Origin of the sequence: Pontibacter amylolyticus (genome assembly GCF_014638845.1) — a bacterium.
GTDB lineage: Bacteria > Bacteroidota > Bacteroidia > Cytophagales > Hymenobacteraceae > Pontibacter > Pontibacter amylolyticus.
This window is the reverse complement of record NZ_BMFP01000005.1, coordinates 223,831-245,951: the sequence shown is the minus strand read 5'-3', so window position 1 is coordinate 245,951 and position 22,121 is coordinate 223,831. Positions and strand designations below refer to the sequence as shown.

Here is a 22,121-nt window from a genome sequence, read left to right as displayed (position 1 = left end):
TGAAAGTTTATACCTGTATAAATGTGTTGGTTTTATGACTGTTGCCCTAGTTCGCGTCGCTCGCGCCGGTAGACCATAAAGGAATAGACCACAGGGATGAGCACTGTCAGGGCAATCACGGCGATATAAAGCATTTGCTGCATACCCATTTCAGGCAGAAACGCTAGCACTATGAGCAAAATGCCACCGATGATCCACAGGATGCCCCCCAGTCGGTGCGTCTTGCGCCATACCTGCTCGCTCTCCAGGGTCCAGGGGGTGCGGATGCCGATGAAGTAATTGGGCTTTACCGCCTGAAAGTAGTTGCCCAGGGCGATGAACAGCCCACCTATCAACACGAAATGGATATTCTGACGGAAAACATTAGGGTTCAAAGCATTGTGAACGATAAATACAGAGAGTGCTGCCATAAAAATGACAAGGATGAAACGCAACTGGTGGTACTTGCTGCCCATTTGGGTCAGTTTCCGTTTCGGGTCGATGTGCGGCAAGGCCAGCAGAATGAGGTTGAACAGTGCAGTAGTGCCTAGTACGATAAAGATCAGGGAGGTTTTGCCTGCCCAACCGTCTGCCTCGCCTTCCAGGTTGAAGTGCACCGGCACTTGCTCCGGCAGACTGTTCCAAACCACCGCCAGGTATACCAGCGGAATCAAAACGATCACCCATAGGATAATTTCGCGAGTCAGGTTGTTGGTTTTCATAGGGTCTAATCTTTAAGTGTGATGATCCATTTCATTAAGTCGTCGAGCACTGTTGTGTTAAGCGAGTAAATCACATACTGTCCCTGCTTCTGAGAGGTAACCAGCTCCGCCTGGCTCAGGATGTCGAGGTGGTGCGAAATGCTGGGTTTGGTGATCTGGAAAGCATCCGCAATATCCCCGGCCGTCAGATCCTTCTCCTTTAGCAGGTTCAGGATCTCCCTCCGCGTCTGATCATTCAGGGCCTTGAAAACTTTGTTCACAATGTAAATTAGGTATTTAGACAAATATCTAAATAATAGCTTAAAGTTAAAAACGTTTCGTAAATAATTATGCTTTATAAATTTAAATGAGTCAGTAGTGATCCAGGATATTGTCTTTTTGAGGATGAGACCAACGGATCGCTACGGCTATACCTTGGGCCTCTGGCCTTTTCTTAGCTTCGTTCAGACCGTGTATCACCAGTCCTGCCGGAACTAAGCCTGGTAAAGTATGGGCTTCGTCAGGTTTTTTATTACATTAGCAGAATTACATATTTTACCTGTTTATTTACCGTGCTCCGATTAAAATCTTTTACCCTTTCACAATTCCTCTTTATCGCCCTGATACTGACAAGTGGATGCACCGATATCGACCAGTCTGCTAAAAACCAAGCAGAAACCACGCCCGAGTACGTGGCCAGTGTAGACGAGTGGCACCAGGCGCGTGAGGCAAAGCTAAAGGAACCCGATGGATGGCTCACCCTGGCGGGCCTGTTCTGGCTGCAGGAAGGAGACAACACATTTGGCAGCGGACCCGACAACAGCCTGACGTTTCCGGAGGGAAGGATTCCGGGCCGTGCGGGCGTGATCAGCCTGAAAGGCGACACGGTGACTACCCGCATCAATCCGGGAGTGGATGTGCTGCTAAATGGGGCGCCCGTGCGTGAAGCCCTGCTCTATACCTCCGGAATGGATTCCGTTCCCAAACTGTCGCACGGTTCGCTTACCTGGTTCGTGATCAAGCGAGGCAACAGGTATGGCATACGGCTTCGCGACCTGCAGAATGATGCCCTCGTGCATTTCAAAGGGATAAAGCGCTTTCCTGTAAAGGCCGACTGGCGTGTGCAGGCCAGTTTCGTAGCGCACCCCACGCCAAAGCAGATCCCCATTACCAACATCGTGGGGCAAACTTCCATGCAGGAATCGCCAGGTACGGTAATCTTCACCCTGAACGGGGAGCAATACCAACTGGACGCGCTGCTGGAAGGGGAGGAGCTTTTCATTATTTTCGCTGACAAAACCAATGGACTCGAAACCTACGGCGCAGGCCGCTACCTCTACGCCGATAAGCCCGGGCCGGACGGCACCACGTTACTCGACTTCAACAAGGCATCCAACCCGCCCTGCGACTTTGTATCCTACGCTACCTGCCCGCTGCCTCCCCGCCAGAACTTCCTGCCCATCATGATTGAGGCCGGGGAGAAATCGTACGGTGAGTACTAAGCTATACCTTAAAGATCAGGCTATTGGATCTCTTCCTGGAGTATCCAAGGTATAGGTATACGCCCGGTTTTATCGGGACAGACAGGCGAGCTACAGCCTGGGCACTTTAATCAAGGTATAGCCAGTAAAGGCTTTGCATAATGTTCAATTCGTGTGGCGCCTTGGTGTTCACTACTTTGTGGCAGGACAAGGTGGAAACATCCATATTTTGTTATACCTGGCCGGTTCCGAAGCTCCTGACAGAAAATGTAAACAATTTGGTGCAAAAAGGGTAGTATAAAGCAGGGTCCTCCCAGGTCTTTGGGAGGGAACGAACTTATCAGGACATATAACTGTTAATATATAGTTCTGATAAAATTCTAAAGTAAAGAGTAATGATTAACAAGACGATGTCTGATACAGTAATTACGGGTGCGCACTTGGCGCAGGCCATGAACTATACCCAATACCGGGAATTAATGGACACACTGCTGGCCGAGAACAAAACCACAGGTACCGACCACTCTGAAGCCATGGTAGAATACACCCGCATGAACGCCCAGCGCATGCGCCGCGTAGAAAAAACGACCGTGCTGGACGACGAGCTAGTGGACCTGATGTTGCGCGTGCAGAACAAGATGATCTGGGTGATCGTGACGGAGGCCTGGTGCGGTGATGCCGCCCAAACGGTGCCCGCCATCGTGAAGATAGCCGATGCCTCGCCGCTGATCGACGTGAAGCTTTTGCTGCGCGACGAGCACCCGGAGGTGATAGACGCCTACCTGACCAACGGGGGCCGCTCCATTCCGAAGCTGATCGTGCTTGACGCTGAAACGATGGAAGAGATCGGCACATGGGGACCAAGGCCGGCAGCCGCCCAGGAGCTGTTCATGGACATGAAAGCCCGGAACGTGCCTTACAATGAATTTGTAGAGAAGCTGCACGGCTGGTATGGCAAAGACCGCAGCAAAGCACTGCTGCAGGAGTTCAAACAGCTGATCCCGCAATGGGGCCGCCTGCAGCCAATCGAAGAGCAGCCAATGGAACGATTCTAAAAGTGCGTTTCATGAAAAAGCGGCGACCTTACATAAAGGCCGCCGCTTTTTTTATACCTGTCTGATTCGGTCTTAGCGGGTTTTAGCTCGCAGGATCAGGTTGACTTGTTTGATCTTGTCGCCTACCTCCAGTTGGTGCACCACCTCCATCCCTTCTACCACTTTGGCAAAGATAGTATAGCGGCCGTCCAGGTGCGGGGCGGGAGAGTGCGTGATGAACCACTGGTTGCTCTCAGTGTCTTTTCCGGCTGAGGCCATGCCTACATAGCCTTCGCGGTAATGGAGCGGAGCGAACTCAGAGCGGATGGAGTAGTCGGAGCTGCCCCAGCCGTCGCCGCGCTTGTCGCCGCCTTGCGCCACAAAATTCGGCACCACGCGGTGGAAGTACAGCCCGTCAAAAAACTGCTTGTTCACCAGCTCCACAAAGTTAGCCACCGAGCCCGGGGCGTCCTCCACAAACAACTCCAGCGTAATCACGCCTTTTTCGGTTTCGATCACCACCTGCTGGTCCGGGTGCAGGGTCTGCACCAGTTTCCAGTCGATGGGGTGGGTAAAAGGGTTTTTCGGGGTTTCAGACTGCTCTTTCCCACTCAGATAGTCGATCGTCTTCTGTAGTTCAATATTGGTTTCCATGTCGCGGGGTAGCACCAGTTTCTGCTGCGCCTCGGTCAGGAAGGCATAGTCGCGGTATACTTCCCGGAAGTTGAGTTTCGGGTTGCGGATCACGCCCGCTGCCAAACCAGCCAGGGACACATCGCCGGAGGCTATACCTTGTTTAAAGATGTCGGCGAAGTCCTGCTCCAGCGCTTTCGGGAAGTCTCCCTGCTGGCGCATGGCGGTGAGCGCTTCCATGCCATAGGTGCCGATCACGGGCTGCGAAGCGGCGAAGGTTTCTTTGGCGATGAACTGGTAGTTTTTGTAGTCGGCGGAGAGGGCCTTGAGCAGGTGCGCTTTGTCGTAAGGGTTGTCGGTGCGCAGGTATAGCTGCTGGTACTCCTGACTCAGTTTGGCCTTGTCCGGGCTGTTGCGCAAGATCACCCAGATCAGTCCGGCCCGCACCCGGCCGTCCTCTACCTGCGCAAGGGCTTTGCGGAGTGTGTTGGTGTCCACGCCGGCATGGTTGGCCTGCAGAAATTCTGCCGTGGCCACCGCCGTGTTGATGTTCTGGTCGGTCAGGCCTGCCAGAATGGCCTTGTCAATTTCCTCAAACTCGAGCCCTGCCATGGAACGGATCGCGCTCAGGCGCACGCGGTAATCCGGGTCGCTTTGCACGATACCGGAGAGCAACGAGGCTTTATCACGGGCATTCACTTTGGCGAAAGCCTGGGCCACCGCCATACGCACGTCCGCCGATGGATCTGATGTGACCACCGTGGTGAGTTGCTGGCGGTAAGGCGACAAGTCGATCTTGGGCGTGCGGGCCAACTGGTGAGCGGCTGCCAGGCGCACCTCATACAATTTGCTTTCGGTCAGCCACTGCACCGCTTGTTTTACAGCCTGTGCGCTGCTCATCTGCCGTGAGCCCGCCCGGTACAAGCCCCAGGCTTGGCCTTCCAGTGCCGCTGCATTGGCTGCCTGGTAGTTTACCAGAAAGTCGAGGCCGCTGCTGTCAGCCAGTTTGCCGAGTGCTTCCAACGCTTCGGCTTGTACTGCTGCGTGCCGCTCTTGCTGCAAATGCCGGATCATGGCTTGCTGGGCTTTCTTGTGCCCAATCTGACCCAAGGCGTAGGCTGCGGCTGTCCGGATCGCCGCGCTGGTGTCTGATAGTGAGGTCAGCAGTTGGGGTATGGCCAGCGTGTCTTGCACCGAGGCAAAGGCGAGAGCTGCCTCCCGGCGGTACTGCGGTTTCGGGTGATTCAGGAAGTTGAGGAGTTCGGCGGTCTTGCGCTCGTCCTGCAAGGTATAGAGCTCATGCAGAGTGGCGTCCGAAAACTTGTTGATGTGCTGCGATGGCGTATCGGTAGTCGCTGTCATACTCTGCTGGGGCTGCTGGCGGCAGGCGGCAAAGGCGGCAAGGGCAAATAGGAAGGTATAGCTTTTTTTCATCGTGTGGGCTTATGCGCTTCAATATACTAAATGCCTGTAATATAGCCCTGCTAAAATGTTTTGCCGTCAATTTGTTTGGCAGCTTTGTAATTTTTAGTATATTGAATTCTTGAATATATATTTTTACGATGCAGCACACCAGCATTAGCATACGTTTGTTTTCCAAACCCTATGGCATCCGGTCGCAGGTGGAGCGTCTGCTGTTTGTACTTGCCTTGCTTTCTGTGGGTCTGCATGGTTGGCTTTTGTACCAGCTCATCGCTGTGCGGGACTTTCACTCCGCCATGACCTTCCTATACCTGTTCAGCCTGTTGCCTTTCTCACTTTTTATGGTCTCTGTGTGGCTCGACCACAACCCGGATTACCAGCGCCATCTCAGCATAACGGATCTGGGCGTGCGGTACCGTCTGGGTTTTATGCAGCGGGAGCACGATTTTGAATGGGAAGAAGTCGAGCGCCTGGTCATCAGCAATCACGCACTTGGTTTTGAGCTCAAGAACGGAGAACAGCATGCGGTTGCACTGGATACGGTGAACCATGCCAAAAAACTGCAGCGCATCCGTGACGAACTCGTGCAGATTGCAGCCGCAAAGGGTATAGCGATTGAGATAACACAAAACTAACCCTATGTATGTAAACCTCTACCCACACAAAGAGCTTAAAAGAACGAAGCAGATACTGCTCTGGACAGGCATCCTGCTATTCTGCGGTGGTCTCTCTGCCCTGATCGTTGAGTTTATTGCCCGCGAAGAGATCCGGTGGGTTTGGGCAAGCGGCGCCTTGCTAGTAGGTGCAGTGGGTGCATTGGGTTTTGCCGTGGGAGCTGGCTATATTCAATTGAAGGACGCTTACTTTTCCATGACGCCGGAGCGCATCGCCTACCGCCTCACCTTGTATGGACCTGAGCACACGATCTATTGGGATTCCATTGACAGCATACAGGCGACTGAACATACCCTGGTGTTTGACCTCAAAGACAGCAAACAGAAAATCATGCGGCTAGGGCATATCCAGAGCCCCGGAATTGCAAACCACGTGAGTGTCAGTGTGCAGCTAGCTGCTATACAGCAGCAGGTAGAAGTAAACCAGGTGCCTGTAAGCGCACAGCGCATCAGATCGTAGCTTTTATTTCCTCTCCGTCCGCATAGAAGCCTACTACTACTATACCTGCTGGAACAGGCCTTTCTTTCTTCCCTGAGTCCCCTCAAAAGTTCTCATCCCTAAACCTGTGCCAGCCATACCTGACTACTTGACTCCCAAACCTGAACAAATTCTTGCTTACACCATTCAATTCAACTTCTAATAAATTGTATTTAATTAATTTTTATTAAAACCAACCTATTATATAAGGCGGCCGTATTTTAGATTGATGCAATTTGTGATTATTATTATATAATTTTTTAATATTTTTCGTTGCTGCCTGTTAGGTTCGTCTTGCTGTAGGCCTTTTATTCAATACAGTTTCCATGTACATCAGTCTTTATACAGCTCGACAATTGCGTAGGATCAAAGACCGGCTGCTTTGGTTGGGGTTGTTTATGGCCAGCGGGGGAGGAGCAGCGCTACTTTACAATCTTGTACTACGGCAGGATGCGCGTTGGCTATGGGGAATGGCAGCCGTCGTAATCGTTCTGGTGGGCCTATACCTGCTGGCACTCAGCACAGACAAGATTCCGCTCAAAGATGCCTTTGTGGATATATCACCTGACAGGGTCTCTTACAGGCTTAACTTTTACGGCAGGGCATACAGCCTGGACTGGAGCGGCATCGCAGCCATACATTTTAGCGACCACTGTGTGCTGTTCGACTTAAGGGGCGGTCACCAGCGATCACTGCTTCTGACTGGTATCGAGAGTCACAACAAGGCTAGTCAGGTGGCGTTGGGCCTGCAGATGGCCGCGCTGGAGCACAATATAACCGTCAATGGCGTCCGGTTCAATGTGCCTGGCCCTGCCACAGGTTTGTAAGTACCCTGTCTTTTATCTGGTGCACTCAGCGGCTATTCCAAGCCAGCGATAGCGCTTTTTCTCCTTTCAAATTTTCCTGTTTCAAGTAAGCCTGGCGACCATTCAGACCGTTACCACACTGCTTTCCTTTGTTGGCAGCGGGGCCAGAGACGATATTTTAGCAATATGTATTTAAAAAATATGATTAATTAATTTTTTAATATATATTTTTATTTTAATATTGCAATGAATAATCTTCTCTCACCTTAAACAATCAGCTAATGAAATTAAGATTCTATGCAGCTTTAATCAGTGCCTTGATGCTTTTCTCATTTGCCAGCTTCGCCAAAGCTGACCTGAAGTCTGACAGGTATGAGAAAACGACCGGGGCAAAGAAACAGGTGGCATCCGGCAGCAAAACAGCTGCGTATTTTTCGTTTAAGTCTTCGGCCTACCAAAAAGATGGCCTGGTAAAAAAGAAGCGCTACAAAAAAGGCAGCTGCCCTGTCTTCGACTAATTCACTAGTCTACTTCCCATAGCATATCGAAGGCAGCCCCCGAGGCTGCTTATTTTTTTAGGTGAGATCACGCCCGACCACCAGGTATAAGCACTTCAGCAACTAAATTACATAAAGGCATGTCTCCAGAGTTATAGCTTTGAAACAATTGTTTTCGGAACTTGCGGCTTTAATCTGACTATGGCCGAGCTGAAAACGCGTGTGTATGGACTTCAATTTGGATTGCTGTGCCTGAGCTCCTTTCTTTTCTTTGCAAGCTTCAACATGATCATTCCGGAGCTGCCCAACTACATCACACAGCTGGGCGGCGCTGAGTACAAAGGGCTGATCATTTCCCTTTTCACCCTAACGGCTGGCCTGTCGCGTCCCTTCAGCGGACAGTTGGCCGACAAGATGGGACGTATACCTGTTATGCTGATCGGGGGGACGGTCTGTATCCTGTGCGGCTTCCTATACCCTATTACCGGCAGTGTGGCGGCCTTTCTGCTGCTGCGTCTGGTGCACGGCTTCTCGACCGGGTTTACGCCTACCGGTACGGCCGCGTACGTGGCCGACATCATCCCGATGGAGCGCAGGGGCGAGGCGACCGGACTATTGGGTTTGGCCGGCAGTCTGGGTATGGCGGCGGGTCCGGCCATGGGCGCCTCTATTGCCAACAGCTTCTCGCTGGAAGCCATGTTCTATTCCTCTTCCGCCGCTGCCTTCTTGTCGGTGGCCGTGGTGGCCCGCATGCGCGAAACGCTGGACAACCCAAACCGCTTCCGGATGGGACTGCTCAGAATTTCCCGCAGGGAGATCTTCGAGCCCCGTGTGCTCAACCCTTCCATTGTCATGATGCTCACGGTGGTTTCCTTCGGCATCATCCTCACGATCATTCCCGATTTCAGTGAGCACCTGGGCATTCAGAACAAAGGCCTCTTCTTTACCAGTTTCACGCTTTCCTCGCTGGCGATCCGTTTTCTGGCCGGCCGGGCCTCCGATAAGTTCGGCCGTATCCGGGTGCTCAAGGTCAGCTCGGGGCTGTTGGTCGTGGCGATGGGGCTGATCGGTTGGGCGGACACGGCTACCGAACTGTTGCTGGCTGCGGCTGTGTTTGGTGTGGCGGTGGGCATGAACTCCCCCACAGTCTTCGCTTGGACCATCGACCTGAGTCACCCGGAGCGCCGCGGCCGAGCGATGGCCACCATGTACATCGCTATGGAGGCAGGTATAGGTTTCGGCGCACTGGCTTCCGGCTGGATCTATGCCAACGACCCCTCCAGGTTCAGCCTGGTGTTCTGGACAGGCGGGGCCTTTGCCCTGCTCGGGTTCCTATACCTCAATTTGGTAGTGAAAGACCAGAAAAAGTAAATGGGTTATCGTTTAGCAGGTATAGCTTATACCTACTACATAAGGTAGAGGCCTCCCACCAAAGGAGGTCTCTTTTTTTTTTGTGCCGCCAAACCACTGACGACAATATTTCCTGTCGGAGGTAGACAGAGGACGTTGCTTGGCCGTATAGCTATCTGTTGTGTAGACTGCCATAAAACTTTTGCCAGGACCAGTTGTTTCACCATCATCATGACAGCAATCAGCCAAGCTTTTATTGATCACCTGACAGCTGTGCACCAGCAGTCCCGCCACGTAGTGCCTCATTCCATGAGCTGCGCTTTTCTGGAAGGTGTGCTGCAATTGCTTTTCCCGTCCCTCTCAGAACACTCTTTCAGTACCCGCTCTGAAGTAGAGGCTTACGCGATGCTGCTGCACTCCGATCTGGAGAAGATCCTGTTCAGAATAGAAGAGCGCCTGCCCGGTAAACCCTACGAAATAGCGGACGCCTACTTTGAGGCACTGCCAGGCCTGCAGCAGCAGCTCAACGACGATGCCGCTGCCATTGAGGCAGGCGACCCGGCCGCAGTGAACGTGGACGAGGTGATCCGGACCTATCCCGGCTTTTTTGCTGTGGCCGTGTACAGACTGGCACATCAGTTTTGCCGCATGGGCGTGCCCCTGCTGCCGCGCGTGCTGGCTACCTACGCACATACCAGAACAGGTATAGACATCCATCCAAGGGCTAACATAGGCGCCCGCTTTTGCATAGACCACGGTACCGGCATCGTGATAGGGGAGACGGCCGACATCGGAAACAATGTGAAGATATACCAGGGAGTGACGCTCGGGGCGCTCAGCGTCGAGAAGTCGATGGCCAACGTGAAGCGGCACCCGACCATTGAGGACAATGTGATCATCTATGCCGGGGCTACCATACTGGGCGGCAAAACGGTGGTGGGGCACGACAGCATCATAGGCGGAAATGTGTGGCTGACTGAAAGTGTGCCTTCTTTTGCCAGGGTGTACCACCGTCCGCAGATCAAAGTGAGTTATTATGAAGATAGAGCTGATGTTCTGAATTTTTCAATCTAAAAAGACACGCATATGAAAGCACATAGCATACTGGAAACCATAGGCAGAACGCCCCATGTAAAGATCAACCGCATGTTCAAAGGCAAAGCGGAAGTGTGGATGAAACTGGAGCGCGCGAACCCGGGCGGTAGCATCAAAGACCGCATTGCCCTGGCGATGATCGAAGATGCTGAAACAAAGGGCATCCTGAAGAAGGAAAGCGTGATCATTGAGCCAACTTCAGGAAACACCGGCGTGGGGCTGGCCATGGTCGCTGCCGTAAAAGGCTACCACCTGATCCTGGTGATGCCGGAGTCCATGTCCATAGAGCGGCGCAGGCTGATGACGGCCTACGGAGCCAAGCTGGAGCTGACGCCCCGCGAAAAGGGGATGAAAGGAGCCATTGAGCGGGCCCGCGAGATGCTCGAAGAACACGAATCCTCGTGGATGCCCATGCAGTTTGACAACGAGGCCAACACGCAGGTTCACATCGAAACCACAGCGCAGGAGATTCTGGCTGACTTTCCGGAAGGCTTCGACTACCTGATCACCGGGGTGGGTACCGGCGGGCATATAACAGGTGTGGCCAGGGTGCTCAAGCGGCATTTCCCGAACCTAAAGGTATTCGCGGTGGAGCCTTCCGCCTCGCCGGTACTGAGTGGCGGACAGCCGGGGCCTCACCCGATACAAGGTGTAGGAGCGGGATTCGTACCTTCCATCATGGATACCAGTCTGCTGGATGGCGTGGTGCAGGTGGCAGCCGACGATGCGTATGACTATGCCAGACGCGCCGCTATGGAAGAAGGGATATTTGTGGGCGTGTCGTCGGGCGCGTCCTTGGCGGCCGTGCAGCAGAAACTGGACGAAGAAATTCCGGATGGTGCACGGGTACTGACCTTCTGCTACGATACAGGCGAGCGGTACTTATCGGTAGAAGGGCTTTTTGTGTAGCGTATACTTCAAAAAAGCGCCGCCTGCTGCATTGGGCAACAGGCGGCGCTTTTTTCTATTTAGGCTGCTAGCAGTTCCTGGATGTCCTCGTTCATTGATTCTTTTACTTTCTGCAGCTGACCGTCGGTCATGGTGCGCTGCAGGGCCTGGAACACAGCCCGGAAAGCTGCGGTGATCTCTTCGTCCTGCTGAAAGTCATTGTCAGCGGCAAAAGCGTTCTTGTTTCGGATGTAATTGATCCAGTCATGCGCATCCCGGATTTTCACGGGTACCTTATTCAGGTCATACTGATCAAAGTAGACACCTTTCCAGAAAACAGGAAGCTGGGCTGAGAATTGGATGGCATCGTGCACAGGCATTCTATCCCGTACAGATTGCAGCACAGCCCTGAAAATACGGCCGGCCTTGTTGAGATCCTCCGTCTGTAGCTCTGCTGCTACATCCTTCAGCAGCAATGCTGCGTCCTTGGTACTGTCTTCAAAAATAAATGGCATAGTATCCTCCCTTCTTTAAGCGTTACGTCCTATATGGTACGGGCAGGAGGGGGGCATGTTCCGTTATACCAGCCTTGCCGGGTATAGCTCGTGAGGAAGTATCAGTACGTCATAACAAATCCCGAAAGTATTATAATTGGCTGCTGTGAGGTATTATTGAAGTTATTGAGCATCAGATTTGTACTCCCTTTAGGTATAATTAAATTGAAAAAATTTTTAGTGGATTAAGTATAAAATAATCTATATATTGTACCGGTAAAGTTGCATCCATAGTATGAATACGCAAGTCTCCTCGGTAGCACATTCGGTTTTTAACAACAAAGGCGCATTTGCGTTATTGCTCGGCTCCGGAGTGGCCGGAAGTGCCGGTATACCTAGCGATAAGGAAATAGCCGCAGATCTGATCAAGCAGATTGCTGTTCTGGAAAATGCGAGGTGTGAGCCCAATCCGGAGAAGTGGTTTTTTGAGCGGTTTGGAGAAAAGCCGGGCTATGCCAGTCTGCTGGAGCCACTTGCCAACACCGAGACGGAGCGGCACAATCTGTTGCGAAGATACTTCGAGCCCAGTGAGGCCGAACTGGAGCAGGGATTGAAAAAACCAACACCCGCCCACCAGGTAATTGCCCGCCTGGTCAGCAAAGGCTATGTACGGGTTATCCTGACAACCTCCCTGGACAGGCTGATGGAAAACGCCCTGCGGTGCATTGGCATAGAGCCTGTGGTAATCAGCTGCCCCAGCCATATCGTTAACTCCCTGCCAATCGTGCATGCCCGCGTGACGGTCATCAAGATCAACGGAGACTACATGGATTCCAGTTTCCTCAACATCAAGAGCGAGGCAGACAAGTATGAGGAACGCCTTTCGGAGCTGCTGCGCTATGTGTCGGATAACTTCGGACTGATCACCTGCGGATGGTCTGCCGAAAGTGACCGTGTGCTGAAGGAGGCGCTGGAGACTTCCAACAAGTTCAGGTTCTCCAATTACTTCACTTACTTAGACCAGCTCGGAAACGAATTGGAGGAGCTGGCCTACATCAGGCGGGGGAAGGCTGTGGATATTGCGAATGCCGACTCGTTCTTTAAGGAACTGCACGAAAAAGTGGAAACCCTTGAAAGTGCCCGGCCGTCAAACCTTTCAAAATCGCAGATGGCAGTAGCCAGCCTGAAGAAGTATATTGTGCAGGACGACCAGATCATATCGCTTCATGACCTGATCAGGGGCGAGGTAGATCGGCTAAATGATAATTTTGATGCGCTGCCCGTGAGCGGTATACCTACCAAAGAAGAAATAAAGGCGCGGGTAAATTACTACTTCCAGCAAACCAATACGCTGAGCGGACTGTTTGTGAACGGCGTTTACTGGGGAAGAGAACAGCACCATTCCATCTGGCTCAATAGCCTGGCTTGCTTCGCGTCCGAAAAAGAGCGGGAAGGGGATGGCGGCGTGTGGCATGACCTGGAAACGCTGCCTGGCCTGATCTTCCTCTACAGCATTGGGCTTGCCAGCGTCCTGAAGAAAGACTACAGGCTATTGTCGAAGATGTTTTCCATGACAGCGCACGTCAGGTATGGGGAGGCACCTATTCTGGATCACGTCCATGTGGCAAAGGTACTCGACTATAATACCTTGCGCGAAGCGATGGGAAACAGGCAGCTGGTGCCTATGTCTGAATTGCTGTTCTCGGAATTGAAGCCAATCTTCAGCGCCTTCCTGCCGCACGATAGAGATTATGAAAACCTGTTTGACAGGTTCGAATACCTGCTGGCTTTGTCGCATACCAAGATAATGGGCAAAGGCAGGGCTCCTGTCGGTCGGTTTGGGTATAGAGTGAAACAGAACGGCATCAAGCACCCGTTCGAACAGATCGCTGCTGAACTCGGAAACCACACGGAAGGCAACAGCCTGTTCTCCCCCTCCTTATTTGTCGATATCACGGACCTCAAGCACACCGAAAAGAAATTCAAAGAATATTTTGACAAGCTTTCGGGGTATTATTTTTAGGGTGTGGAATTGACAGTATAAGCCTGATTACTTAAAAAGAATAATGGACTTCATTACAATAGATTTCGAAACTGCAACTTCTCAAAGGGAAAGCCCTTGTGAGATTGGTTTGACTTTCATTAAAGCTAACAGGATAGTTGAAACCAAGTCTTGGCTAATAAAGCCAGTAGGTAACCAGTTTGATGAATTTAATATTTCTTTACATGGCATAACTCCAAAAATGGTGGCTAACGCGCCAGAGTTTAACTCGCTTTGGAGTGAAATACACCCACTTCTAGAGAACCAATTCTTAATTGCGCATAATGCAAGTTTTGATTTTAGCGTGCTTAGGAGAACCCTTGACCTTTACAACCTGCCATTCCCTAATTTAGATTATGCCTGTAGTTACATCTTCTCAAAGCATGTATGGGAAGGTTTGCCATCATACGGACTTGCAGCCCTTTGTAAAGCAAACAGCATTCCGTTAGACCACCATAGAGCAGCAGCTGATAGTTTAGCGACAGCCGAGCTATCGCTTAAGGCATTTGATCTGAAAGGAGTAAACTCGCTGAAGTGTTTTCCTGAAAAGCTAAAGACTGTCATAGGGAAGATTCATAGTGATGGCTATAGGCCATGTGAGACAAAGAATATTCGCACAAGGACTGATTTTAAAAACATCGTTGATGATCCTGATAAGCATGATCCATCTAATTTTTTTTATGGGAAAAGGATAGTCTTTACAGGTACTTTAACATCCATGCAGAGAAAAGACGCCATTCAGTTAGTTGCTGATATTGGGGGGATACCAGATGCAGGAGTTACTAAGAAAACAAACGTGCTTGTGGTGGGGCAACAAGACTACAGAGTAGTTGGGGATGACGGCATGAGCAGTAAGCAGGAAAAGGCGGTGGGATTGCTAGAAAAAGGCGCTGATATTGAGATAATATCTGAATATGAGTTTTTCCAAAACTTATAACCACCCGACGCAAATTGTGCCTAAGCTATAATTAAAGCAATGTGGTGCTCCGAAGTGAAAATAAAGCTGAAAGGGAAGTTGTGTGTACTTTTGTGTAACCCTCTAACGGAAAAACCCTACGCTTTTGGCGTAAGGGCTTTATTATCAGTGTGGAGAATATCGGAGTCGAACCGATGACCTTCCCGAATGCTCTCGGGACGCTCTAACCAGCTGTGCTAATTAGATGTTCGATATACTTGCGGCTTTTCTTTCTTTTGATCTCGCTTTCCCTTTTCCGTGCCAGTTGGCTGGTTGGGTAAGCTTCACTATACCTGATTACCCATGGCGCTCCTGCTTTAGTGGAGATGTTGCGGCCGGTGTTATGCTGCGTCAGCCTTGTCTCCATATCCTGACAGCTGCCCACATAGTAGCGGTCAGTTTTCTCGGAGTACAGGATGTAGATGTAGTAAGCCATAAAAAAGAAAAGGCAACCCGTATAGGTTGCCTTTGTGGAGAATATCGGAGTCGAACCGATGACCTCTTGCATGCCATGCAAGCGCTCTAGCCAGCTGAGCTAATCCCCCGTTTGAGTGTCACAAAATTAGAACAAATTTTGAATATGCAAAAGCTGAGGCGCTAGTTTTTGAAAATAAAAAAGGCGGGACATTTGTCCCGCCTTTTTGTTGCAATGGTTGATTACTTCTTAGTTGAAGATGTAACGCAGACCAATCTGTGCATACCAGGTAGTAGAAAGCGTTGTTACGTCTCTGAAAGGTTTTGTAGGAAGCACAGTGTCACCGTTCTCTGTAACTGTTCTCATCTGGAAGGTAGGTACACCATCGGCACTGATAGGAGTCTCTTTGGTGTTGGTTACCAAGATGCTCTGCGCATTGTTAAATGCTGTGCTCACACCCCAGTTAGAGTTGATCAGGTTACCTACGTTCATTACGTCAGCGCTTATCTGAAGCGTATTACGCTTGCCACCGATGTTGGTATAGATATCCTGTAGCAATCTGAAGTCTAAACGGTTCAACCAAGGCATCAGGGCGCCATTACGCTCAGCATACTGTCCGCGTCTGGAGTTCAGGTAGTCATCGTTCTCAATGAAGTTGTTGAACGCTTCACGCTGCTTCTGGGCAGAGAACAGCACCTCTTTCGTCTTGCTGTCAATAATGTCAACGAAGTTCAGGTTGTTCACGTCGTTTGGCACATAAAGCAGGTCGGCATTGATACCATCTTTGTTGATGTCACCATTATAGGTGTAAGAGAAACGTCCCTGATGTGAACCGTTGTAGAACAACGATACAGTAGTAGCCAGGTTATTCAAGTAGTTAACTTTATAAGAAAGGCTACCTACCACGTTATGAGGCACTGCATACTGCGAGTTGTAAAGGATCTGCTCGTTCGGGCCGTTTACAGATGGGCTGCCTAACCATGCAGAAGAAGCGTTTGATCCTGGGTTGCTAGATACTTCAGTAGCGTAGGTATAGGTATAGTAAAGTGAACCAAACAAACCATTACGCGACGGAAGAGAAAGACCAAACGTGCTGCTGAAAGATTCACCTTTCTTAGAAGTATTAGTTAAAACTACAGCAGTGTTAGCGTTAACAGCGGCATTGTATTTTGTGCTGTTAGCACCTTCTGGATAGTACGCTCTATTGTCATTCTCGCCTTCACCACCGTAGTTCAGCGTTGTAGGAGCATCTTTTCTGTTAGCACCAAACTGGTAAGCTGCATTCACGTCTTTTGTGTAGATAATGTCAGCAGTTGCAACCAGCGGCGTTCCAGGGATCGTGTAGTCAGCACCGATGCTTGTTCTCCATACCTTAGGCATTCTGAACTCGTTGTCAACTAGAGCAAAGCTTGTAGGAACACCAGCTCTTGGGTTTTTGATGAACACGTTCTGAGCGCTTGCCGGTGTGTTGTTCAACCAGTAGTATTGTTCTGGTTGGAAACGGATGTCACCAATCCAACCTGCAACTGATGCATAGCTGTTAGGCTCTACGTTGTTCTGGATTACACCAGAGTTCGAAGGCATGTTTGTCAACCACACGAAAGGAACACGGCCGTTGAACAGACCAGTACCACCACGCAGTTGCAAAGAACCATCACCAAAGGCGTCAAAGTTGAAGCCGATACGTGGAGCCAGCATAATTCTGGATTTTGGCCATTCGCTGGTTGTGTATTTCTTGTCGCCGCCTTCCGGAGATCTCAGGTTAAGCTCATCAATAGATGGGTTGGCAGTCAGGTCGTTCATGTAAACTGGCATGTCTGCACGCAAACCTAAGGTCAGGTCCAGTCTGTCAGTAGCTGCAAATTTATCCTGGATATAGGCACCTGCTGTTCCCAATACGATTGGAGCATAAGGGTCTTGGCCTTCGTAAGGATAAGTCAGACCGAACATGATCGGAGCTACTTCATTAGGAGTACCGGTTGTCAGGAAGTCTTCAACAGAGTTATAACGGTAGTAGGAAGTACCCAAACGGATGTACTGGTTACCAAACTTCTGTGACTCAAATGTAGCACCACCAGTTATTGTGTGCTTACCAGCCAGGTAGGTCAGGTTATTTGTGATGCTGTAGTTGTTGTTCAGTACGTCGTTGCCGAACGTAAATAGCTCATAACCAAACGTCATGTAGTTGGTGCCACCATTCCAGATATCAACCATTGGGAAGATTTCGCTTGGAGATTTACGCGTGTCCTGGATGCGGCTATACGTCGCCAGTAACTGGTTAGAAAGACGGGAAGAGAAGGTGCTGTTCAATTCAGCAGAAGCTGAACGTACAATGTTCTCTGTATCGTACATGGTTTTAGCAAAAGCCATAGACTGATCGCTCACGCGGTTTACAGTAGAACGTGGGCTTGGGCCTGAGCTGCCATTCACCAATGAACCAGCCTCGCCTTTCACCTGGTTGTAACGAACAGCCAGTTTGTGATTGTCGTTGATGTTCCAGTCAATACGAGCCAGTAAGTTGGTGCTCTTAGTGCCATTATCATTCGCGTAGCCTTCGTAAGCGCCAGGGTCATAACCCCAGGTGTTGATCAGGTGGTTACGCACTGCTTCAAGGTCAGATCTTTTAGTTCTGGCAATGTTCTGGTCAGGGTTAGCTACACCATCATCAGATGCTTTCCAAAGGTTTACAGCAAATGGGTTAGTGCCTTTTTCATCGATGTTCTCAGCATTTACGAAGAAAAATAGTTTATTCTTGATGATTGGGCCACCTAAACGGAAACCCAAAGTACGGCTTGATGTTTCATTGCCCTGATCAAGTTTTTCGCCATTTACTCTTCTGCCATTCATGTCCTGGTTACGGTAGAAACCATATACTGAACCAGAGAACTCGTTGTTACCGCTACGAGTAACGGCGTTGATGCCAGCACCGGTAAAACCTGACTGACGAACGTCGAAAGGAGCGATGTTTACTTGTACCTGCTCGATCGCGTCAATAGAGATAGGCTGTGATCTGCCCCCAGGAAGTGGGTTGGAGTTCAGGCCAAAGCCGTTGTTAAAGTTTGCACCATCAATCTGAACGTTGTTAAAACGACCATCACGACCTGCAAAGCCATTACCGTTAGCCTGTGGCGTAAGACGAGTGAAGTCAGTAAGGCTTCGTGTTACTGTAGGCAATGTGGCAATCTGCTCAGTGCTTACGTTAGTCGCCGCGCCAGTTCTCTGGGCGTTGAATACAGAAGACTGGTCAGCTGTCACCATTACTTCTGATAACTGGGTGCCACCGTCAGACAGGACAGCATCCAGCACGTAAGGGCGGCCAAGCTGCAAAGTGATGTTTGTGAAAGACATAGGCTGGTATCCTATGTAACTTACCTCGATGGTATAAGGACCACCGATACGGGTGTTGGCGATATTAAAGCGACCATCTGTATTGGTCACTGCGCCATACGTGGTGCCCGAGGGCTGGTGTGTTGCTCTTACGGTTGCCCCGATCAAAGCTTCACCCTTCGAATCCTTCACGGATCCACTTACGCTACTTGTAGTCACCTGTGCGTGTATAGTAACCACGCACAGCAACATAAGCAGTGTTGATAGTAATAACTTTTTCATAAAAGATTGATTGATTTTTGCCCGCAAAATTAGAGGGTATAAATCGAAATGCAACTACTTAGAGATTAAATTATTATTAATAAAATGTCTTATGTTATTTGCTTTTTAGCACCAATAATTTATTGTAATTTGCAAACGTGCCGTTAGTCTTAAACACTGATTGCCAAAAAGAAAGGCGGAGCCATACAGCTCCGCCTTTCTTTTTGGCAATCAATTAAAATAGTACGCGGTTTACTTTTAATTGAAAATGTACCGAATGCCAAACTGGGCCCTCCAGCGCGACGAAAAGTCGTTCACAAAATAGGGCTCGCCGTCTGTCAGGCCGCGACCGGTATAGTTGAACCGGGGTGTTGTGGTGCCGGGCTCGTAGCCAACAAAGTCAATGGCCTGGAAAGCGTTGAAAGTCGCCGTGTACTGACGGCCCCAGTCCTTATTGAGCAGGTTGGTGAAATTGAAAACGTCAAGGGTCAGCTGCAGTCGGTGGCTGTTCTCTTCCTGTCCTATATAGAAGTCCTGCATCAGGCGCAGGTCAATTTGGTTCGTCCAGGGTAGCCTGTCTCCGTTTCGCTCGGCATACTGGCCCCTTCGGTCACTTAGGTAATCATTGCCACTGATAAAGGCGTCCAGCGCCTGCCACTGCTGCTCAGCCGAAACAACGGTTCCGTCCCGTTCGGTGTAAGGCACCAGGTTTATCTCCGAGGCATTGCCCGGGATGTAGATCAGGTCATTCGTTCTACCAGCGTCGCTGTTCACGTCCCCGTTGTAAATATACGAAAGCGGCACGCCCGACTGTCCGTTGTAAAAAGCGGAAATGGTGGTGCCAGCAAAGCCCAGGTAATTTAGGTTATAGGTAAGGCCGGCCACCACCCTCGAGCGCACATCATTGTCAGCAAACGCTTCCCGGACATTATTAAGGCCCTCTACCTGGTTCACGTTGATCCAGTTAGACCGTGCCTGGCTGGAGTTGCCGGGGTTCACGTCCTTGGCTCTGGAGTAGGTATAGGCCAGCGAACCCGAAAGCCCGTTCTCCATATAGGTCTTCTGTAACTGCGCTGTCAGGCTGTAGCCATAGCCGCGGCTGGTGTTGGTCAGATAGATGATGTCCTGGAAATTGTTGCCCTGTATGCGGCCAAAAACAGGGCGGTTGTCTGCCCCCGTCAGGGTGCCCGTCTGCTCCAGGTTCAGGTTCTGGTAGTAGATGTTGTTGAGGTTTTTAGAGTATATACCTTCTAGGGTCGCCACCAGGTCAAAGGGAAGGCGTTGGTCAATGGCTGCGTTGACCCGGAACAGCTGCGGGAACTTGAAGTCAGGGTCTGTGATGTTGATCTCGGCGGTTCGGTCTGACAGGCCCACGGTGGTGGCCGTTGGCTGGGAGTTAGGGTCCGGGTTGAAGCGGATCTGCTCCAGAACCGGACCTGAGGTGAGTGACAGGCTACCCAGCATCTGCCCGGTATTGGTATATTGGTTGGCGATCCACACGAACGGAGCCCTACCCGTGAAGATACCGGCCCCACCACGCACCTGCGTATTGCCATCGTCCATTACATCCCAGTTAACACCCACGCGGGGCGACAGCATAAACTGTGCGCCCGGTGTCTTGTCCGTCGCCAGGCCCCTGCTTCTGAAGGCCTCGTTAAACTCCTGGTTTGCGGCAGGTTCGTCATTAAAGGTCGGGATGTCGAGTCGTATACCTGCTGTCAGCTTCAGGTTGTTCAGCACCGCATATTCGTCCTGCGCATAGAAGCCGAGTTGGAAGGCAGAAAATTCGGCACCCTGCTGGCGGTTGTCTGTGCGGGAGTAATTCCGGAAGAAAGCGCCGGGCGCCGTTTCATTCGCTGTGCCAACGGCCTCGAACGCTTCGAGGGAATTATACTCATAGGCCCCGAACTCCTGCCGGATAAAGAGGTTGAACGTCTTGTAAAACTCATTGTGCGTTCCCAGCGTGATCGTGTGCTTCCCTAAAAACAGGTTGAAGTTGTCGGTGATGGTGAGCACATCCTGGTCGAGCTGGTTCTGCCCGGAAAAGGGCTCGCCGCCCAGCGCAATGGTGCGGCCACCTGCCAGGCGGACCAGCACGCTCGGGAAAGGGGCGCCAATGATGTCGCGGTCGTCACGCACTGCCGTAAAACCGATCAGGGCCTCGTTGGCATACTGGCCTCCAAACTGACTGCGCAGCTGCAGCACGCTGGAGTTGGTCGTGCTGGGGAAATACTCGGCGTTGTTGGAAAAGCGCAGCGCGTTCGGTGTCCTGGAGTTGTCAATGTTCTCGCCATACACATAGCTGTGGCGAAGCGTAAGCTGGTGGTTGTCGGTGATGTTCCAGTCGAGTCGGGCAAAGATCTTGTCGCTCTTGGTTTCATCGTCTATGCCCCTGAAGCTGCCCGGATCGTAGCCCAGCCGATTGGCGACATTGAGCACACGCGTGGCTTCGTCTACTGTGATGTTGGAGCCTGTGGTGCCGGGTTCGAAGAGGAGCGGGGCTACCCGTTTGGTTTTCTCGCCATTCACAAAAAAGAACAGCTTGTCTTTGATGATCGGGCCGCCAATGCGCAGACCGGTCTGGTAGTCGGTGAAGTCCGGTAACCGGGTGCGCGCATCATCCGGACTTTTGCCTACCAGGCGCTCGTTGTTGCCAAAATAATAGGCTGAGCCAGTGAATCGATTAGATCCACTGCGCGTGATGGCATTGATGCCGCCTCCCGTAAAGCCGCTTTGTCTTACATCAAAGGGAGCAATCACCACCTGTATCGCCTCAATGGCATCCAGCGAGATGGGCTGCACGCCGGTCTGTCCGCCGTTGGTGCCGCTTGCCGAGAGACCGAACACGTCGTTGTTCACGGTGCCGTCTATCGAGAAGTTATTGAAGCGGTTGTTCTGGCCGGCAAACGATATACCTGACCCGGAGGTGGTGGCCTGCGGTGTGATGCGGGTAAAGTCATTCAGGCTGCGGCTGATGGTGGGCAGGGATTCCAGCTGCTCGGTGGATACGTTGGTGGCGGCGCCCGTTCTGTCTGAGTTAATGACTTTGTCCTGCGTTGCGGTGACCTGTACCTCGCCTAGGGTGGTCGTGCTTTCCGAAATGGTGAGGTCCAGTCTGTAGTTCTGGCCCAGCGTCAGGTTGATGTTGTCGACGCGCTGCTCCTGGTAGCCCACATAAGAGGTGCGTACGGTATAGGGCCCACCTACACGCATGTTCTGGATATTGTAACGACCTTCTGCGTTGGTGGCGGCTACATATTGCGTGTTGGTAGGATTATGGACCGCAATAACCGTTGCGCCAGGCAGTGGAGAGCCGTTCTGGTCCTGCACCACGCCGTTCATGGCCGCCGTTGTCGTACCCTGTGCCCATACCATGTGGCTGCTTAGCAGCAAAAGGAGGGTTACAAGCAACTTTGTGTAAATAGTTCTCATAATACTTATAAGTTAAATTGAAAAAATATAACTCCTTATAAGTACGTATGTATGAGTATTTTATCTCTTATTTGATGTTAAATTTTACGGCCAGGCAGGGTAGCGCTTATTTGGAATAAAGTAGGGGCGGACACTTTGGAGCAGGTATAGCTGCTGCT

The 22,121-nt window shown here is 51.0% G+C and carries 18 protein-coding genes and 2 tRNA genes; 11 read left to right on the top strand and 9 right to left on the bottom strand.

All coding sequences use genetic code 11. The annotated features are described in order from the left end of the window. Nucleotides 1-32: 32 nt before the first annotated feature. Nucleotides 33-701: an SdpI family protein gene (locus IEV97_RS13990; protein ID WP_188502105.1), complete on the bottom strand. Its 669-nt coding sequence runs from the start codon at nt 699-701 to the stop codon at nt 33-35. 5 nt (nt 702-706) lie between these two features. After that, entirely contained in the window at nt 707-961 is a 255-nt protein-coding gene (locus tag IEV97_RS13985; protein WP_188502104.1) for an autorepressor SdpR family transcription factor, read from the bottom strand. Nucleotides 962-1,252: 291 nt separating this feature from the next. Between IEV97_RS13985 and IEV97_RS13980 the strand changes: the two genes are divergently transcribed. Both IEV97_RS13980 and IEV97_RS13975 read left to right on the top strand, forming a co-directional pair. After that, the gene (locus tag IEV97_RS13980) at nt 1,253-2,182 is read left to right on the top strand and encodes a DUF1684 domain-containing protein (protein ID WP_188502103.1); all 930 of its coding nucleotides are present in this window, start codon (nt 1,253-1,255) and stop codon (nt 2,180-2,182) included. Between the two features lie 389 nt (nt 2,183-2,571). Next, nucleotides 2,572-3,216: a thioredoxin family protein gene (locus IEV97_RS13975; protein WP_188502102.1), complete on the top strand. Its 645-nt coding sequence runs from the start codon at nt 2,572-2,574 to the stop codon at nt 3,214-3,216. A 72-nt stretch (nt 3,217-3,288) separates the two neighbouring features. On the opposite strand, the gene IEV97_RS13970 is transcribed toward IEV97_RS13975, so the two are convergent. Then, nucleotides 3,289-5,262: a peptidylprolyl isomerase gene (locus IEV97_RS13970; RefSeq protein ID WP_188502101.1), complete on the bottom strand. Its 1,974-nt coding sequence runs from the start codon at nt 5,260-5,262 to the stop codon at nt 3,289-3,291. A gap of 155 nt (nt 5,263-5,417) precedes the next feature. Here IEV97_RS13970 and IEV97_RS13965 point away from each other — a divergent pair, with 155 nt between their 5' ends. From IEV97_RS13965 to cysK, 7 genes are all read left to right on the top strand, one after another. Continuing rightward, nucleotides 5,418-5,885 carry a hypothetical protein gene (locus IEV97_RS13965; RefSeq protein ID WP_229733948.1) on the top strand — a complete coding sequence of 156 codons (468 nt, stop codon included), beginning with the start codon at nt 5,418-5,420 and terminating at the stop codon, nt 5,883-5,885. A 4-nt stretch (nt 5,886-5,889) separates the two neighbouring features. Next, entirely contained in the window at nt 5,890-6,384 is a 495-nt protein-coding gene (locus IEV97_RS13960; protein WP_188502099.1) for a hypothetical protein, read from the top strand. A gap of 374 nt (nt 6,385-6,758) precedes the next feature. Then, nucleotides 6,759-7,229 (top strand): hypothetical protein, encoded by a 471-nt coding sequence (locus tag IEV97_RS13955; protein WP_188502098.1) that lies wholly within the window; start codon nt 6,759-6,761, stop codon nt 7,227-7,229. A 260-nt stretch (nt 7,230-7,489) separates the two neighbouring features. Then, entirely contained in the window at nt 7,490-7,726 is a 237-nt protein-coding gene (locus IEV97_RS13950) for a hypothetical protein (protein WP_188502097.1), read from the top strand. Nucleotides 7,727-7,906: 180 nt separating this feature from the next. Beyond that, nucleotides 7,907-9,076 carry an MFS transporter gene (locus tag IEV97_RS13945; RefSeq protein WP_188502096.1) on the top strand — a complete coding sequence of 390 codons (1,170 nt, stop codon included), beginning with the start codon at nt 7,907-7,909 and terminating at the stop codon, nt 9,074-9,076. A gap of 210 nt (nt 9,077-9,286) precedes the next feature. Further along, nucleotides 9,287-10,129, top strand: a complete 843-nt coding sequence (locus IEV97_RS13940) for a serine O-acetyltransferase (RefSeq protein WP_188502095.1) — start codon at nt 9,287-9,289, stop codon at nt 10,127-10,129. A gap of 12 nt (nt 10,130-10,141) precedes the next feature. After that, complete coding sequence (gene cysK / locus IEV97_RS13935; protein ID WP_188502094.1) at nt 10,142-11,059, top strand: cysteine synthase A; 918 nt, start codon at nt 10,142-10,144, stop codon at nt 11,057-11,059. A 59-nt stretch (nt 11,060-11,118) separates the two neighbouring features. On the opposite strand, the gene IEV97_RS13930 is transcribed toward cysK, so the two are convergent. Next, nucleotides 11,119-11,553: a DUF2267 domain-containing protein gene (locus tag IEV97_RS13930; RefSeq protein ID WP_188502093.1), complete on the bottom strand. Its 435-nt coding sequence runs from the start codon at nt 11,551-11,553 to the stop codon at nt 11,119-11,121. 274 nt (nt 11,554-11,827) lie between these two features. Here IEV97_RS13930 and IEV97_RS13925 point away from each other — a divergent pair, with 274 nt between their 5' ends. Further along, nucleotides 11,828-13,555: an SIR2 family protein gene (locus IEV97_RS13925; RefSeq protein ID WP_188502092.1), complete on the top strand. Its 1,728-nt coding sequence runs from the start codon at nt 11,828-11,830 to the stop codon at nt 13,553-13,555. 43 nt (nt 13,556-13,598) lie between these two features. Continuing rightward, nucleotides 13,599-14,510, top strand: coding sequence for an exonuclease domain-containing protein (locus IEV97_RS13920; protein WP_188502091.1), 912 nt, complete (start codon nt 13,599-13,601; stop codon nt 14,508-14,510). A 150-nt stretch (nt 14,511-14,660) separates the two neighbouring features. Here the strand turns inward: IEV97_RS13920 and IEV97_RS13915 are convergent. The 5 genes from IEV97_RS13915 to IEV97_RS13895 all read right to left on the bottom strand — a co-directional run bounded on the left by IEV97_RS13915 (nt 14,661) and on the right by IEV97_RS13895 (nt 21,963). Then, nucleotides 14,661-14,731 (bottom strand) — tRNA-Leu (locus IEV97_RS13915). Then, nucleotides 14,713-14,964: a GIY-YIG nuclease family protein gene (locus tag IEV97_RS13910; protein WP_188502090.1), complete on the bottom strand. Its 252-nt coding sequence runs from the start codon at nt 14,962-14,964 to the stop codon at nt 14,713-14,715. Before IEV97_RS13910 ends, IEV97_RS13915 begins: the two co-directional genes overlap by 19 nt. Before the next feature lie 35 nt (nt 14,965-14,999). Further along, nucleotides 15,000-15,073, bottom strand: a tRNA-Ala gene (locus IEV97_RS13905). Between the two features lie 119 nt (nt 15,074-15,192). After that, on the bottom strand, nt 15,193-18,552 hold the full coding sequence (locus tag IEV97_RS13900) for a TonB-dependent receptor (protein WP_229733947.1): 3,360 nt from the start codon (nt 18,550-18,552) through the stop codon (nt 15,193-15,195). 237 nt (nt 18,553-18,789) lie between these two features. Further along, a complete protein-coding gene (locus tag IEV97_RS13895; protein WP_188502089.1) occupies nt 18,790-21,963 on the bottom strand; it encodes a TonB-dependent receptor in 3,174 nt (1,057 codons plus the stop codon). Between the last annotated feature and the right edge of the window lie 158 nt (nt 21,964-22,121).

Excerpts from the sequence above, each read along its gene's own strand:
- IEV97_RS13990 (WP_188502105.1), bottom strand. The coding sequence starts at position 701 with ATGAAAACCAACAACCTGACTCGCGAAATTATCCTATGGGTGATCGTT.
- IEV97_RS13975 (WP_188502102.1), top strand. The coding sequence starts at position 2,572 with ATGTCTGATACAGTAATTACGGGTGCGCACTTGGCGCAGGCCATGAAC.
- IEV97_RS13970 (WP_188502101.1), bottom strand. The coding sequence starts at position 5,262 with ATGAAAAAAAGCTATACCTTCCTATTTGCCCTTGCCGCCTTTGCCGCC.
- IEV97_RS13960 (WP_188502099.1), top strand. The coding sequence starts at position 5,890 with ATGTATGTAAACCTCTACCCACACAAAGAGCTTAAAAGAACGAAGCAG.
- IEV97_RS13950 (WP_188502097.1), top strand. The coding sequence starts at position 7,490 with ATGAAATTAAGATTCTATGCAGCTTTAATCAGTGCCTTGATGCTTTTC.
- IEV97_RS13945 (WP_188502096.1), top strand. The coding sequence starts at position 7,907 with ATGGCCGAGCTGAAAACGCGTGTGTATGGACTTCAATTTGGATTGCTG.
- IEV97_RS13940 (WP_188502095.1), top strand. The coding sequence starts at position 9,287 with ATGACAGCAATCAGCCAAGCTTTTATTGATCACCTGACAGCTGTGCAC.
- cysK (WP_188502094.1), top strand. The coding sequence starts at position 10,142 with ATGAAAGCACATAGCATACTGGAAACCATAGGCAGAACGCCCCATGTA.
- IEV97_RS13930 (WP_188502093.1), bottom strand. The coding sequence starts at position 11,553 with ATGCCATTTATTTTTGAAGACAGTACCAAGGACGCAGCATTGCTGCTG.
- IEV97_RS13925 (WP_188502092.1), top strand. The coding sequence starts at position 11,828 with ATGAATACGCAAGTCTCCTCGGTAGCACATTCGGTTTTTAACAACAAA.
- IEV97_RS13920 (WP_188502091.1), top strand. The coding sequence starts at position 13,599 with ATGGACTTCATTACAATAGATTTCGAAACTGCAACTTCTCAAAGGGAA.
- IEV97_RS13910 (WP_188502090.1), bottom strand. The coding sequence starts at position 14,964 with ATGGCTTACTACATCTACATCCTGTACTCCGAGAAAACTGACCGCTAC.
- IEV97_RS13900 (WP_229733947.1), bottom strand. The coding sequence starts at position 18,552 with ATGAAAAAGTTATTACTATCAACACTGCTTATGTTGCTGTGCGTGGTT.
- IEV97_RS13895 (WP_188502089.1), bottom strand. The coding sequence starts at position 21,963 with ATGAGAACTATTTACACAAAGTTGCTTGTAACCCTCCTTTTGCTGCTA.